Source organism: Pseudoalteromonas shioyasakiensis (assembly GCF_024518675.1).
Lineage (GTDB): Bacteria > Pseudomonadota > Gammaproteobacteria > Enterobacterales > Alteromonadaceae > Pseudoalteromonas > Pseudoalteromonas shioyasakiensis_B.
In genome coordinates this window covers 1-13,883 of record NZ_JANIGL010000009.1, presented here as the reverse complement: position 1 = coordinate 13,883, position 13,883 = coordinate 1, and the positions used below count along the sequence as shown (strand labels likewise).

The window sequence follows — 13,883 nt, the reverse complement described above, 5'->3', positions numbered from 1 at the left end:
ACAAAAACGCCCAGCAATTGCTGGGCGTTTTTATGAGCGCATTAAGTTACCTTGCGCGTTGACGGTTACCGCCTACTCTTGGCTTGGTATTGGCCTTTTTAAATTGGCTAAAGCCCGTATGGCGGCTAAGTGCAGGACGCCCACCTTTACTTGCTTTTGCAGACTTTTCATCGCGGCTTTCTTCTGGTACTAGGCAGTTAGGGCCTTTACCAATGAGCTTTGCTTTACCCATTTTACGTAGTGCTTCACGGATCATTGGCCAACCTGCTGGATCATGATAGCGTAAAATAGCTTTATGTAAGCGACGTTGGCGTGCACCTTTTGGTACCGCTACTTGCTCAGTGTTATTTTTAATATTACGTAACGAATTCATCTCGGTATGATAAATCGTAGTCGCATTGGCCATTGGCGACGGATAAAAGTTTTGCACTTGGTCGAGCTTAAAGTCATTTGATTTCAGCCAAAGCGCCATGTTGACCATGTCTTCATCTTTTGTCCCTGGGTGTGCAGAGATAAAATACGGGATCAAATACTGCTTTTTACCGGCTTCTTTAGAGTACTTATCGAACAGCTCTTTAAACTGATCATAAGCTCCCATACCCGGCTTCATCATTTTAGACAGTGGCCCGTCTTCGGTATGCTCAGGTGCTATTTTTAAGTAGCCACCTACATGGTGTGTTACCAACTCTTTTACATAGCGAGGGTCTTGTACTGCTAAGTCGTAACGTACACCAGAAGCAATCAGGATTTTTTTCACCCCTTTTACTTCACGGGCTTTTTTATATAGATCAATGGTTGGAGTATGATCGGTGTCCATGTGCTTACAAATATCAGGGTAAACACACGATAAACGACGACACGTACTCTCAGCTTTTTTACTCTTACAACGCAGCTTATACATGTTCGCTGTCGGGCCACCTAAGTCTGAGATCACCCCAGTAAAACCGGGTACTTTATCGCGGATTTGTTCAATCTCATCAATAATCGACTCTTGCGAACGACTTTGAATAATTCGCCCTTCATGCTCTGTGATTGAACAGAACGAGCAACCACCAAAACACCCTCGCATAATATTCACCGAGGTTTTGATCATATCGTAAGCTGGAATTTTTGCATCCCCATAACTTGGATGCGGAATACGCTGATACGGCAAACCAAATACCGCATCCATCTCATGCGTCTCAAGTGGATAGGCCGGCGGGTTTACCCAAATAGAGCGATCGCCATGGCGTTGAAACAATGCACGTGCACAACCTGGGTTTGTCTCTTGGTGTAAAATACGCGAGGCATGGGCATACAGCGGTTTATTCACGCTTACTTGCTCAAACGCTGGTAACTTTACGTAGGTTTTTTCCCATGGCTTAGGACGAGCAGGTTGAATGGTAATTGGCTTTGCAGCTTCAGCTTGTAAATCAATACCCGCTTTTTTAAACTCACTTTTACTACAGCCTACGTCATCGGCGCCATACGGATTGGGGATAGGATCAATTTTGCCAATTTTATCGATAGCGGTAGAGTCACTGCCCCGCCAGCCTGGTAGCGGTTCTTTACGAATAACCGCAGTACCACGTATATCTTGAATGCTACTCATGGTTTCACCAGCAGCGATACGATGAGCCACTTCCACCAGCGGACGCTCAGCGTTACCATAGATAAGAATATCGGCTTTAGAGTCAAACAATATACTGCGGCGAACTTTTTCTTGCCAGTAATCATAATGTGCAATTCGGCGCAGGCTCGCTTCAATACCACCAATAACAATAGGTACCCCTTTGTATGCTTCGCGACATTTTTGTGAGTAAATCATCACTGCGCGATCTGGGCGTTTACCACCTACGTTACCTGGCGTATAAGCGTCATCATGACGCATACGCTTTTCCGCGGTATAGCGGTTGATCATCGAATCCATATTGCCGGCCGTCACACCAAAAAACAGGTTTGGTCGGCCAAGTTCCATAAAGGCATCTTTCGATTGCCAATCTGGTTGGGCAATAATCCCCACCCTAAAACCTTGCGCTTCTAATACGCGCCCAATAACCGCCATGCCAAAACTGGGATGATCAACATAGGCATCGCCACTAATTATAATGATATCGCAGCTATCCCAACCAAGCGCATCCATCTCTTGACGAGTTGTAGGTAAAAATGGTGCAGTGCCATAACACTCAGCCCAATATTTTGGGTATGAGAATAAGGCTCGTTTGGCTTTCAGTGCGCTCATAATTAATGACCAATTGCTGTAAAAAAGGTCGCAAAGTATACCCGAATAAATCCCTAAACGATATTAACGATTACCCTAAATACCTCAATAGTGATTTATGTGGCTACTTACGCTGTTCAATAAATTGGATTAACTCACGCTCAGGCATGGGTTTAGCATACATAAAACCCTGTACTTCATTACAACCCAGCTTTTTCAGATGATCAGCTTGCGCTTGAGTCTCAATGCCTTCAGCAATTGTTTGTAAGCCTAATTGTGCACCTAATGCGATAACCAATGCAGCAATGGCACCGGAGTCGTTATCTGGAATATCTTTAATAAAATCACGATCAATTTTCAATCTATTTACCGGTAATTTTTGCAGGTAACTTAGTGAAGAAAACCCTGTACCAAAATCATCAATGGCAACTTCAACACCAAAATCTTTTAATTCTTGTAAAGTATCAATCACCATTGCCAGTTCATCCATCACAACGCTTTCAGTGACTTCCAGCTCAATATACTTTGGCGATACTTGATATTTTAATAGCGTCTCTTTTACTTGCTGGGCATAGCCGCTCACTTTAAATTGCGGTACTGATACATTTACTGCAACCCGTATAAAGACTCCCATCGCTTCCAGCCGTTTTTGTTGCTGACACGCTTGCTCTAACACCCACTGACCTATATCAACAATGAGACCTGCATTTTCTGCAAGAGGAACAAAAATGGCGGGCGAAATATAATTTCCCTGACCTGAAGGCCAACGTAATAAAGCTTCACAACCGATTAAAGATAAATCATCCAAAGAAAATTGAGGTTGGTACCATACTTCTAATTTATTGCTTTCAAAATCTTGCCGCAATTGGCGGATAATACCTAACCGCCATGTCATCTGCTCTTCCATGTCTGGCGTGTAATACACTGCCGAATTGGTTTTTTGTTGTTTCGCTTGATTCAGTGCGATATAGGCAAGTTTGAGTGTTTGCATACCACTAGGTTGAAAATCTTTTTGTTCACAAACCGCAACTTTAAATTTAATCGGTAGTAAATGCTCTGCCGCAACAAAAGGTAAGTTTAAGTTTTCAAGCAGTTCTTCAACATCAAAACGAGTGCGCTCAATTAAAAAGCCAAATACATCAGCACCAATACGAGATAACAATTTAGCTGTTGGGTAGTCCTGCTTAAGTCGTTCAACAATCGCAAGAAGTAAGTAATTACCAACCTCTTGACCTAAGCCATTATTAATATCCGAAAAATGAGCAATATCGATAATAACAAATACATGTTCGTTATTATTAACTCTGTGGTATTTTTCAATTTGTTCAATAAAGTCAGTACGGTTAGAAAGGCCGGTCAACGCATCTTTAAACGCAGCTTCTCTGAGCCGGTTAAATAACCTTACGTTATCTAAGCCTACACTTACGTTCGTTAAAAATATTTCTGCAAACTGCAGCTGATCTAAACTGGGCTGTTTGCCATAATCTAAAAATAAGGCGGCCTGACGATTTTTACTTTTTAATAAAAATGTTGTGTCATGCTCTGTGTATTGGTGCTCGCCATGCTCTAAACATTTTTGCACCTGTAAAATAATGCGTCCATCATCAAGCTGCTCAACCCCTTGACCAAAAAACTCACTAAACTCACTACAACCACCCAACACCAAGACTCGACTGCTTTCTTCTAAAGTACCGCAAACCAAGCCTCTAGGTTCACAATCAAAAATCACCGACAGCTGTTTTATTACTGCCATTGTAAACGCTTTGATATCTGTAAAACCTAAAATCGCTTTTGAGGCACATAAAATATTATTCAGTGCTTTGCTTTGATAGTCTAATTTACACACTTGCTCATACGAGCGAATAGCCGTTACTAAAGCAGTAACAAGTTTGCTTCTTGTTAGCTCAGTTTTAGTTTTATAATCATTGATGTCATAGTCTCGAATAACCTGCTCTTGAGGTGCATAACCAGGCTGGCCCGTACGCAAAATTATTCTTACATTATGATTTTGTAGCGTATCTCTAACTTCCTTTACCACTTTCAAACCGGCATCATCAGACTCCATTACCACATCAAGTAATAGAACAGAGATATCTTTTGTATCACGAAGTAACTCAACAGCTTCGCTTCCAGAGTAAGCATGATGAAAACGTAATGCCTTCCCCCAAAATTCGACTCCAGATAACGCAAGCTTAGTCACCGAATGGATTTCTGGGTCGTCATCCACAATCAAAATATCCCAATACCCATTAGGGACAGGTTCAATTAAAGATTCTTCTTCATGATCAGCAAATAAAAAATCATTGTGCTCTGACGACATTATAAACCCTTCAATTATAAATACTGCGCACTACACCTAAACCATGTCCAGTGACATTTACAACTTATCATTATTTGGCAAATGGTACAGTATTAATGTTTAATATAGGTGAATGACTCATTAAGTATTATAGTCAATGATTAATGCCTTGTTATACTTGAAATCAATTATATTTTAAGGAATGAATATTAAGATTTTACATAAACTTATACGATTTATTTTCGTTATTGGCCTCGTAATTGTCGTTGCCGGACTGCTATTACCACAGCAATATCAAGTTAGTAAAAGTGTCAAAATACACGCTAATAGAGCCGAAATAACACCTTATGTCAGTGATTTTGCGAAATGGCAGCTATGGTCGCCGTGGGAAAAGCTCGATCCTAGTATTAAGTTTGATATCGCCAAACCAAGCTCCGGAGTAGGCGCTCACCAATTTTGGCAAGGCCAATGGGGTTCCGGTGAAATGACAATCACCAATATCAATAAGTCAGCCATCAGCTTTAATATCTTATTTAATAATGAACATATTGTCAGTGGGATCATGCACTTTTCACAGCAAGAAACACAAACTCTTGTATCTTGTGAGCTGATCGGAGAAATAACTACCCCGCTTGTTGGTGGTTATCTCGCCCTTTTGAACCAATATATTTTAACAAACACAGTTGAGCTTGGTCTTAATAATTTAAAAACCACCGTACAATTGCAACGTGAAGCTAACGAGAGCCAACATGACAGTGAAAGCAGCCCAGGCCAAAATTAACCTTGCCCATATAATAGAATCAAAACTGGGCTATGCGATGCTAAAGAGTAGCTCAGTTCGTATAACCCCTGATAGTGATGATAGTTATGACGCACAGGGACAGCATCAATCGCCTTATGAAATAAGTAGTGATAATACCGTACTGACTCGGGCACAAAACCGTCAACAGTTGCGCTTAGTTAATCAGCAGCAAAATATAGAAGCTATCATGGCCATGGCGATGAGCTTTTGCCCTGACGTTACCAGTAATGGTCAACCTGACAGCGATTGGGTGGAGCGCTTTATAGCACTGTGCGAAGACACATCTAACGAGTCTATGCAAAAGTTGTGGGCTAAAATTTTAGCTGGCGAAACAGTATCACCCGGTACTTTTTCTATTAAGAGCTTACAAACTCTAAAACAAATGACTCAACGAGAAGCGGATGCATTACAAAAGTGCACTGCAATTTGTGGTTTTAATGAGAAAGATCACAGCCATCTTATATTGCTAGGGTTTTATAAAAAACCCTCAATTTTTGACTTGCTACGTAAAGGCAATAAAGTATCACTTAATTTAGGTAAAGCGGGTATCAGCTTTCCAGATGTACTCACCTTAATGGATATAGGTTTGATTTACCGTAAAGAAATAGAGTCTGGTGTACTTAAAAGCGAACAAGAGCTCAATCTCGCCTTTTTAAATCAACGCGTAACACTTAAATCTAAGAACAACGATTTAGTATTAAGTTACTATAAATTTACGCAAACGGGCGATGAGCTACGAAAACTGATAAACACCCCAATTAACAAGGGGTATAAACAACTGTTAAGTACAGCGTTAGAAGAAGAATTTGAAGTCACGTGGCACACTAACAAGTAATGCCACGATAAACATCTAAAGTGATTTAGAAATGAATTTGCACGCCTGCAAATGGGCCTGATGCATCAATGTTAGTATACAAATCATCAATATCATCCAGCTCTAAGGTCATTTGGCGATAACCCGCTTTAATATCTAAATCAATAGCTAAATTATCAAGTAACGCCCACGCAATTCCTAACTGATAGTCTTGTACTTTGCTATCATCGATTGCCAATAAGCTGCCTTCAAAGAAGACGCTAAAGCCACTAAGTGGAAGGCCGATTTCACCACGCCCATACACTAATGGCACCAAGCCAGAAAAATCGACAGTTTCAGTATTACTTGAATCATTTTCATCAGTTACAACAATTTCACCATCAAACTGCTTAGCATTCACACCTAAATCAATTGATACTAGATCGTTGTCAAAAATTTCATAATAGAGAATATAATCAACGTGTGATAAATCACTTAAAGTGTTCACTTCTGAGCCAACAGCAAAGTCGCTACCACCAAATTCAAATGATTCATCTAATTTAGCATAACCATTAAGCTCCAAATCAGTATATTTAAGCTTTATATTTGGCACCAATGGGATCGGGTGCTCAAGAGCGGCATAGTAACTTGTAAATGTTTCATCTTCAAAATCGAAGCTTTGCATATTACCTCGATCTGCAAAGCTACCTGAGTTTTCAGATTGCCAAGCATCAACACCGACATATAGACCTAATAGTGTGTCTGCGTGAGCTACTGGAGCTAAAGATGCCATTGAAAGGGCAGCAGCTAAACAGTACTTTTTCATGTTTTATCCTTGCGCTAAAAGTTCGCTAAGTTCAATAAGAGCCGCATTGGCTCGTGAAATATAATTTGCCATTACTAATGAGTGATTTGCAACAAGCCCAAAACCACTCCCGTTTAAAATCATCGGACTCCAAACTGTTTCTTGGGTTGCCTCTAACTCACGAATAATCTGTTGTAAGCTAACACGGGCATTCTTTTTTTCTAATACATCAGCAAAATCATATTCTACAGCTTGCAAAAAATGTAATAAAGCCCAAGTTGCTCCTCGTGATTCATAAAAGACATCATCAATCTCCCACCATGAGGTTTTAACTTGATTTTGTAATGGTGTATATGTTGCCTGATGCGCTTCTTTATCACCTGCTAAATCAGTATTTAATCTATCTTGGCCTACACTTGCGCTTAAACGTTGGCTCAAACTACCCAGACGCTTTTCAGCTTCTTTTAGCCAGCTTCGTAGGTTGTCAGCACGTGCATAAAATTGACTCTCGCGATCATTTTGATCTGCAATTTGCGAGCGGTAAACAATTAAAAAATCAATCCCTTTTTGGTATTCACTCTCAGCGCTAGGCCAAGCCCAAGCTTCAGAGCTAATATTAAATTGCGGCTGCGCTTTTTTTAGAGCGACATGCTCGGTTGACTGAGATTGAGAGCGGCTAAAGTCTTTTCTCATCGACAAGGCCAAATCACGAGACATTTCTAACGCCCCATATTCCCAAGCAGGCATGTTATCCATAAATACACTTGGTGGCATCATATCGTTAGATAAATAGCCGCCCGGCTTATTTAATAAAGTGCTAGTAACATTAATGAGTGCAGAAGTTGTAGTGTAACCTGTTACGAGCTTTTCACCTCGTTGTTGCGCTTCTTGTTTAGCATGAGCTAATACATTGACTCGCTCAGGCTCAGCACTCCAATAAACAGCAATTGCGTAAAACAAAATAAACATCAGTACAATAGCACCGATTATTTTCCCTTTATGTTGTGACATTCAACCTCCTAATGATGTGTGTGATGCTGCTCAGGTTGCGCTGTTTGCTCTACCTGACTTTCCAATGACACCACTTGAGCTTGAGTAAAAACTCGGTTTCCATCACTAAAATATAGCGTGAGTTTTAATTCTTGCCCGACTTTTATTAGTTCGCTTGGCTCAAAAGCCATCAAATGGTAACCCCCGGGTTTGAAGTCAAGCTGCTGGTGAGCTTTTATCAACAATGAATCAACCTTTTGCATCTTCATCATACCGTTTACATGAGCATGCTCGTGGATCTCGACACGACCTAAACTGTCAATTTCCGCTTTTGTTAGTGTTACATCAGCTTCACCATGATTAACAATGCTTAAATAACCCACTGTCGACTTGCTCGCTGGTAGAAAAACTCTTACCTGTGCATTACTTACAATAACCTCACTATCACCATCATGATGATGTTCAGCGTGTGCAAATACCGCTGATGAATAAAAGCCCATTACTAAAAGAGCAGATGAAAGCAATGTAATTAGTGGTTTGAATGTCATTTCGATCCTTGTTGCTAAATCATTTTATTGCCTAAATTTAGCATATTTGCGAAAAAATAGTCATTAAAATTAGCCAGACAAATACGCTTAGTAAAAATTAAGCTGCTTTTTTGTTATCTGTAATAAGCCAACATAAACAGGCTATCAGTACTAGAGGCCAGATGATCATTACCGAACCAAACAACAGAGCTAACACAACGCCAACCCCTATAATTACGCCTGCGCCCAATAAGCCAACACTTAGCAATGCAACGACAGCTATAACAGCGACGACAGCAAGTAGTGCACCAAATAACTCCATCCCCACCCAGCTTAAATCCGCAATAATCAAAGGAAGTTGCCATGAATCAAATTGCACCATTTGAAAAGGGCTATACATTATAAAAGCGATAACAAGTAAGCAAATAGCAATAAATTTCATGACCTTCTCCTACTATGCCTTATTATCTAAGCAAAAATGTGCAGCTAAATAACCACCACCAATAAACAATGGAAATTGTATAAACAGTAAAATTGTAACTAACCGTGTTGCCCATATTGGAAAATCAAATCGGCGCGCAAAACCACTACATACACCTGAGATTTTTTTGTTTAAAGTATCTTTATACCAATTTTTTTCATTGTTATAAGTATTCATAATATTTCCCCTAAGCAGTTTGTTTAACTTTTGTTTTTAATGCAGCAAGCTCTTGCTCTAGTGCTTCGTCTTTAACCAGCATGTCAATTTGCTCAGCAGTCGTGTTTGTTGCTTTAGTTATATCGTACGCATCAACTTGCGATTCTATCGACTCAACGCGACGCTCTATCACATCAAAGCGAGATAACGCATGGGCAACTTTGTCACTATTTAATTGATGATTTACACGAACTCGTGCGTCAAGCACGTTATGGACTTGCTCTAAGCTAGCCTGTTTGGCTTTTGCTTCCGTAAGCTTTGTTTGTAAACGCTGTGCATCATCTTGCAGTTTAGTAAGCGAATCCGATAACTTACTGAGCTCAGGGGTGATAGCAGTCAACTCAATGGCTACTCGCTGCTTTTCTTTTAATGCCGCAGCAGCAAGGTCGTCTCTGCCTTTACTAACCGCAATTTCAGCTTTAGTTTGCCAATTATCGATACAGGCTTGTTTTTGTGTTTGCTCACGTTTTAAAGCTTTTTCTTCACATAAAATAACAGCGGCCGTTGCGCGGCACTCATCAAGTGCTTGTTGCATCTGCTGGATTAGTAAGTTTAATAATTTTTGCGGATTTTCTGCTTTATCTAATGCAGATACTAAATTCGCTTGAATAAGATCGGTTACGCGATTAACTATACCCATGATTGTCTCCTGTTGATTATGGGGAATTACAACAAGAGGAGTCCAAGACTTATGCCAAGTACACTAAATAAATTTTTATTCCCATTAAATCAGTCAATTAAAAACAAAAACCGATTATAAAACTGACTTTAAGCTGAATATAAAAGTGCTTATTTGACTAAAAAAGTATGTATTTGACTAAGTTTTAGGATCAAAAAAAGCTACTTTAAAAGCAGCTCTTTATAGTCAATAGTATGATGATTACTCAGGAACGAAACTTAATGCTTTATCCATAACGGATAAATCAGCTTGTTTACCATGACCATTTTCCGATAAGTGACGGCGAAAGCCTCGTGCGCCTGGTTGGCCTTGAAAAATACCCAGCATATGACGCGCGATATGCCAAAAATTAGCACCCTGCTGCATCTCAGTTTCAATATAATCATACATGGAGCGTACAACATCATGGCGAGATAAGGTAAACGCCTCGGTGTTGTAGATAGCCTCATCAACTTCACTTAAAATAAATGGGTTACTATACGCCTCGCGGCCAATCATTATGCCATCTACATATTCCAGGTGAGCTTGACTATCAGCAATGGTTTTAACTCCCCCATTTAAACTTAAATGAAGTTGAGGGTAATCTTTCTTCAGCTGATAAACACGTGGATAGTCAAGGGGTGGAACTTCACGATTTTCTTTAGGGCTTAAACCATTTAACCATGCTTTGCGAGCATGAATAATAAAATCATCACAGCCAACATTATGACTTGCCTCAATCAATGCACATAAAAATTCGTATGAGTCCTGCTCGTCGATACCAATACGTGTTTTTACTGTAATGGGTATATTCACTTCAGCCTTCATAGCTGCAACACATTCAGCTACAAGTTGCGGCTCTCCCATTAAGCATGCACCAAATCGCCCGTTTTGAACACGATCCGATGGACAACCTACATTCAAGTTAATTTCGTCATAGCCACGCTCAGCAGCAAGCTTTGCGCATTTCGCTAACGCTTGCGGATCAGAGCCTCCTAGCTGGAGAGCAACGGGGCCTTCATGCTGATTGAAATGCAAATAATCACCACGGCCAAACAAAATCGCTCCCGTGGTAACCATTTCTGTATAGAGAACCGCGTGCTTTGTCATTTTACGATGAAAAGTACGGCAGTGACGATCTGTCCAATCAAGCATGGGGGCAACAGAAAAGCGTCTATTCAAAGTAAAATCCTCAGGAGTTCGCTGCTAAAGCAGCATCTTAAAAGCGCTGCATTTTACACAAATAGCCCTATCCCTTCAATAATAAGCTCTTCTGTTGTATAAGGGGCTGTTTATATAACTTAAGGATGTTCTTTAACTAAATTTTCGAAATTAACCCCAGTTAACTCAACAACTGTAATCTCCAATTCTTTAAAATCTTTAAGGTTTGGATCATATAACTTAGCCCCAACAGCGAGCTTTGCAGTCTTAGCTTGCTTATCTAGCTCCAATACTTGCAATGAAGCTGAAGTGCCTTGTTCCATAGATTGCTTATAATACTTAGCCCCAACACTTGCACTTACCTTGAGGTTGTCAGCGCTTCCTGAAATTGATTGAATTAACGTGCCTTTTTTCAGGTCGCTTTTTAAAATAGTAAAGCCAAACTCCGGAGAGTCGCGATGACCAATAAAAACGGTTACAGCGTCTTCACCATTTAACTTAAATGCATGATCCGTCACTTCAATCACTTTTAATGTATTATCTGACTCTGGTTCTACACAACCTACAACCCCTACAAGAAGCATGGCTGATAACAAGATACTTTTAAGCTTCATTTCCATTCCTTAAATTTAAAAACTTTCTTACTACAATTTAGATAAAATTTGAGCATATTTCAAAGAATAAATCATTGAAATGTAATTTATTTTCATTTACAGCAATATTTAATGTAAATAGTATGGCATGGTATTTAAAATAATATTGCACACGAGCACACATAAAGTTTATCTCCTGACTTTATTAAATATAATTCACTGTTATTTCATCAATGTGAGTTACAAATAAATAGTAAAAGTAGAAGCTGCCATCATTAGTATTGAAGTTTAGCGCTTTCTCCACTCTAATGGGGCATTGATAGACTTTCTAGAATAAAACTGTCTAATAAAAACGCTGCAACTACAATACAATATGTTAGTATGTCGCGGTAGCGTAAGGATAAGAGAAGATGAATATAGAATCACTCGTTAGTAAAGCCAAACAAGTGTGTGACAATCGTGGTGCACGATTCACTCCAATCCGTGAAAAAGTATTTCGCCTTCTTGCAAGTGCGCAAGGTGGGGTTGGTGCTTATGATTTATTAGAGCAATTAAAACTTACTGAATCAGGCGCAAAGCCAGCAACTATTTACCGAGCTTTAGACTTTTTAGCTGAATTAGGCTTCATTCACAAAATAGAAAGTACTAATGCATTTATGTTGTGCCACCATTTTGATCATATCCATCCCGTACAACTTTTAATATGTGATAGTTGTGGTTTTGTGAAAGAGCTACACTCAACGGTAATATCTCATGAGCTTAATAGCTTAGCGGCAGAAAGTGGCTTTATCGTTTCAGGACAAACAATTGAAGCACACGGAAAATGTGCAACTTGTAAAGAATAGTTTTGTGCAGCACTAAAAATAGTCGCTACACTTAAATGTATAACAGCAGTAAAACTGTAAACTTAAGGGATAAGTAAAATATGAATGTAGAGTTCATCAATCCTTTTCTAGCGTCATTATTAAATGTATTGAGCACCATGGCACAAACAGAGTTAAAGCCAGGCAAGCCTAGAATTAAAAAAGATGAAATTGCCTGCGGTGATGTATCAGGTTTAATTGGAATGGTTGGCCCACAAACCCGCGGCTCATTCTCTATAACCTTTGATGAAAGCCTCGCTTTGACTATTATGGAACGTATGCTCGGTGAACGCCCTGACTCAGTCAATGAAGAAGTAACTGACATGGTCGGTGAAATTACCAATATGGTCACCGGTGGCGCAAAAAATTTACTCGGTGAAAAAGGCTATGACTTCGATATGGCAACACCGATAGTTGTTTCTGGTGCAGAGCATACCATCACCCATAAAAGTGAAGGCGCTAAAATATTAATTCCTTTCACATCTGACTCTGGTAATGCAAACATAGAAGTCAGCTTTGACAAATTATGAGTTGGTTACAAAAAAGCATTAGTTTGAAGCCTCGTACGCGAGGTTTTCATATCATTGATGACGAAATCCTTTCACAGCTTCCCGAGCTATCCAACTATAAAATAGGCCTGCTTCACCTTTTTATACAACACACTTCAGCTAGTTTAACAATAAACGAAAATGCTGATCCAACAGTTCGTATGGACATGGAAAGCCATTTCAATCAATTCGTGCCTGAAAGACAGCCCTACTACCGTCATGATTATGAAGGCGACGATGATATGCCAGCTCATATCAAGGCTAGCACCTTAGGTTGTGAACTATCCATTCCCATTCATAACGGTCGCTTACTACTCGGCACTTGGCAGGGTATCTACTTAGGTGAGCACAGAGATCATGGGGGCAGTAGACGTATTATAGCGACGCTGCAAGGGCAAACTTAAAATAGTATCGTTTATTTATAGCATTTCCTATCAACAGCTCGCGCTCTCATTGACTTCCTTTTTGTGTAATGAGAAGTAAGTGATATGATAAACAATGCAAAAATGATCCAGCAACCTCCCCGACCGACCTCCCCCCACTGAGCAAGTATGGCAACTATGTAGGACATGGAATATATTTCACTCATACATTACTAGCGTTCAGTTATTCGTGAGTTTCGTGGTACTCAACCCATGCTACGGTGCTCAGGTTAACGCTGTGCAGCTCGCGAGCTATTTTTACCCGTGGGTTTCATGATATTCAACCCACACTACGGTGCTCAGGTTGACGCAGTGCGGCTCGCTAGCTTTATGCTCGCTTACTATTTCACTTTCCTGTAAACGTAAAAAAGCCCGACTCTTTCGAATCGGGCTTTCTCTATTTGGAGCCTGGCGATGACCTACTTTCACATAACAAATGCTACACTATCATCGGCGCTGTTTCGTTTCACTACTGAGTTCGGCATGGGATCAGGTGGGTCCAAAACGCTATTGTCACCAAGCAAA

Annotated in this window: 15 protein-coding genes and 1 rRNA gene; 5 read left to right on the top strand and 11 right to left on the bottom strand. The window is 40.0% G+C overall.

Translation table 11 applies throughout. The features are described 5' to 3' along the window. Positions 1–46: 46 nt before the first annotated feature. Together NQT69_RS18170 and NQT69_RS18165 are read right to left on the bottom strand one after the other, a co-directional pair. Complete coding sequence (locus tag NQT69_RS18170; RefSeq protein WP_256829074.1) at positions 47–2,221, bottom strand: YgiQ family radical SAM protein; 2,175 nt, start codon at positions 2,219–2,221, stop codon at positions 47–49. A 103-nt stretch (positions 2,222–2,324) separates the two neighbouring features. Then, positions 2,325–4,520 carry a bifunctional diguanylate cyclase/phosphodiesterase gene (locus tag NQT69_RS18165; protein ID WP_256829073.1) on the bottom strand — a complete coding sequence of 732 codons (2,196 nt, stop codon included), beginning with the start codon at positions 4,518–4,520 and terminating at the stop codon, positions 2,325–2,327. Positions 4,521–4,701: 181 nt separating this feature from the next. Between NQT69_RS18165 and NQT69_RS18160 the strand changes: the two genes are divergently transcribed. Both NQT69_RS18160 and NQT69_RS18155 read left to right on the top strand, forming a co-directional pair. After that, positions 4,702–5,280 (top strand): SRPBCC family protein, encoded by a 579-nt coding sequence (locus NQT69_RS18160; protein WP_256829072.1) that lies wholly within the window; start codon positions 4,702–4,704, stop codon positions 5,278–5,280. Beyond that, complete coding sequence (locus tag NQT69_RS18155) at positions 5,249–6,136, top strand: TIGR03899 family protein (protein ID WP_256829071.1); 888 nt, start codon at positions 5,249–5,251, stop codon at positions 6,134–6,136. The genes NQT69_RS18160 and NQT69_RS18155 overlap by 32 nt, the downstream gene beginning before the upstream one ends. Before the next feature lie 25 nt (positions 6,137–6,161). Here the strand turns inward: NQT69_RS18155 and NQT69_RS18150 are convergent, their stop codons facing one another. The 8 genes from NQT69_RS18150 to NQT69_RS18115 all read right to left on the bottom strand — a co-directional run bounded on the left by NQT69_RS18150 (position 6,162) and on the right by NQT69_RS18115 (position 11,546). After that, positions 6,162–6,920: a TIGR04219 family outer membrane beta-barrel protein gene (locus tag NQT69_RS18150; RefSeq protein ID WP_256829070.1), complete on the bottom strand. Its 759-nt coding sequence runs from the start codon at positions 6,918–6,920 to the stop codon at positions 6,162–6,164. A gap of 3 nt (positions 6,921–6,923) precedes the next feature. Beyond that, positions 6,924–7,910, bottom strand: coding sequence for a DUF2333 family protein (locus tag NQT69_RS18145; protein ID WP_256829069.1), 987 nt, complete (start codon positions 7,908–7,910; stop codon positions 6,924–6,926). Positions 7,911–7,918: 8 nt separating this feature from the next. Further along, positions 7,919–8,437: a copper chaperone PCu(A)C gene (locus NQT69_RS18140; protein WP_256829068.1), complete on the bottom strand. Its 519-nt coding sequence runs from the start codon at positions 8,435–8,437 to the stop codon at positions 7,919–7,921. 97 nt (positions 8,438–8,534) lie between these two features. Beyond that, positions 8,535–8,858, bottom strand: coding sequence for a hypothetical protein (locus NQT69_RS18135; RefSeq protein WP_256829067.1), 324 nt, complete (start codon positions 8,856–8,858; stop codon positions 8,535–8,537). 12 nt (positions 8,859–8,870) lie between these two features. Then, positions 8,871–9,074 (bottom strand): PspC domain-containing protein, encoded by a 204-nt coding sequence (locus NQT69_RS18130; protein ID WP_256829066.1) that lies wholly within the window; start codon positions 9,072–9,074, stop codon positions 8,871–8,873. 10 nt (positions 9,075–9,084) lie between these two features. Next, complete coding sequence (locus NQT69_RS18125) at positions 9,085–9,753, bottom strand: PspA/IM30 family protein (protein WP_256829065.1); 669 nt, start codon at positions 9,751–9,753, stop codon at positions 9,085–9,087. A gap of 240 nt (positions 9,754–9,993) precedes the next feature. Continuing rightward, positions 9,994–10,926: a tRNA dihydrouridine(20/20a) synthase DusA gene (dusA, locus tag NQT69_RS18120; protein WP_256829167.1), complete on the bottom strand. Its 933-nt coding sequence runs from the start codon at positions 10,924–10,926 to the stop codon at positions 9,994–9,996. Between the two features lie 146 nt (positions 10,927–11,072). Then, positions 11,073–11,546 carry a hypothetical protein gene (locus NQT69_RS18115; RefSeq protein WP_256829064.1) on the bottom strand — a complete coding sequence of 158 codons (474 nt, stop codon included), beginning with the start codon at positions 11,544–11,546 and terminating at the stop codon, positions 11,073–11,075. A gap of 389 nt (positions 11,547–11,935) precedes the next feature. Here NQT69_RS18115 and NQT69_RS18110 point away from each other — a divergent pair, with 389 nt between their 5' ends. The 3 genes from NQT69_RS18110 (at position 11,936) to NQT69_RS18100 (ending at position 13,340) form a co-directional block, all read left to right on the top strand. Continuing rightward, positions 11,936–12,370: a transcriptional repressor gene (locus NQT69_RS18110; RefSeq protein WP_256829063.1), complete on the top strand. Its 435-nt coding sequence runs from the start codon at positions 11,936–11,938 to the stop codon at positions 12,368–12,370. 80 nt (positions 12,371–12,450) lie between these two features. Continuing rightward, on the top strand, positions 12,451–12,918 hold the full coding sequence (locus NQT69_RS18105; protein ID WP_256829062.1) for a chemotaxis protein CheX: 468 nt from the start codon (positions 12,451–12,453) through the stop codon (positions 12,916–12,918). Further along, positions 12,915–13,340, top strand: a complete 426-nt coding sequence (locus NQT69_RS18100; RefSeq protein ID WP_256829061.1) for a secondary thiamine-phosphate synthase enzyme YjbQ — start codon at positions 12,915–12,917, stop codon at positions 13,338–13,340. Before NQT69_RS18105 ends, NQT69_RS18100 begins: the two co-directional genes overlap by 4 nt. A 424-nt stretch (positions 13,341–13,764) precedes the next feature. Here the strand turns inward: NQT69_RS18100 and rrf are convergent. Continuing rightward, positions 13,765–13,879 (bottom strand): 5S ribosomal RNA (gene rrf / locus NQT69_RS18095). Positions 13,880–13,883 lie beyond the last annotated feature (4 nt).

Coding starts and splice junctions, on each gene's coding strand:
- NQT69_RS18170 (WP_256829074.1), bottom strand. CDS start 2,221: ATGAGCGCACTGAAAGCCAAACGAGCCTTATTCTCATACCCAAAATAT.
- NQT69_RS18165 (WP_256829073.1), bottom strand. CDS start 4,520: ATGTCGTCAGAGCACAATGATTTTTTATTTGCTGATCATGAAGAAGAA.
- NQT69_RS18160 (WP_256829072.1), top strand. CDS start 4,702: ATGAATATTAAGATTTTACATAAACTTATACGATTTATTTTCGTTATT.
- NQT69_RS18155 (WP_256829071.1), top strand. CDS start 5,249: ATGACAGTGAAAGCAGCCCAGGCCAAAATTAACCTTGCCCATATAATA.
- NQT69_RS18150 (WP_256829070.1), bottom strand. CDS start 6,920: ATGAAAAAGTACTGTTTAGCTGCTGCCCTTTCAATGGCATCTTTAGCT.
- NQT69_RS18145 (WP_256829069.1), bottom strand. CDS start 7,910: ATGTCACAACATAAAGGGAAAATAATCGGTGCTATTGTACTGATGTTT.
- NQT69_RS18140 (WP_256829068.1), bottom strand. CDS start 8,437: ATGACATTCAAACCACTAATTACATTGCTTTCATCTGCTCTTTTAGTA.
- NQT69_RS18135 (WP_256829067.1), bottom strand. CDS start 8,858: ATGAAATTTATTGCTATTTGCTTACTTGTTATCGCTTTTATAATGTAT.
- NQT69_RS18130 (WP_256829066.1), bottom strand. CDS start 9,074: ATGAATACTTATAACAATGAAAAAAATTGGTATAAAGATACTTTAAAC.
- NQT69_RS18125 (WP_256829065.1), bottom strand. CDS start 9,753: ATGGGTATAGTTAATCGCGTAACCGATCTTATTCAAGCGAATTTAGTA.
- dusA (WP_256829167.1), bottom strand. CDS start 10,926: ATGCTTGATTGGACAGATCGTCACTGCCGTACTTTTCATCGTAAAATG.
- NQT69_RS18115 (WP_256829064.1), bottom strand. CDS start 11,546: ATGAAGCTTAAAAGTATCTTGTTATCAGCCATGCTTCTTGTAGGGGTT.
- NQT69_RS18110 (WP_256829063.1), top strand. CDS start 11,936: ATGAATATAGAATCACTCGTTAGTAAAGCCAAACAAGTGTGTGACAAT.
- NQT69_RS18105 (WP_256829062.1), top strand. CDS start 12,451: ATGAATGTAGAGTTCATCAATCCTTTTCTAGCGTCATTATTAAATGTA.
- NQT69_RS18100 (WP_256829061.1), top strand. CDS start 12,915: ATGAGTTGGTTACAAAAAAGCATTAGTTTGAAGCCTCGTACGCGAGGT.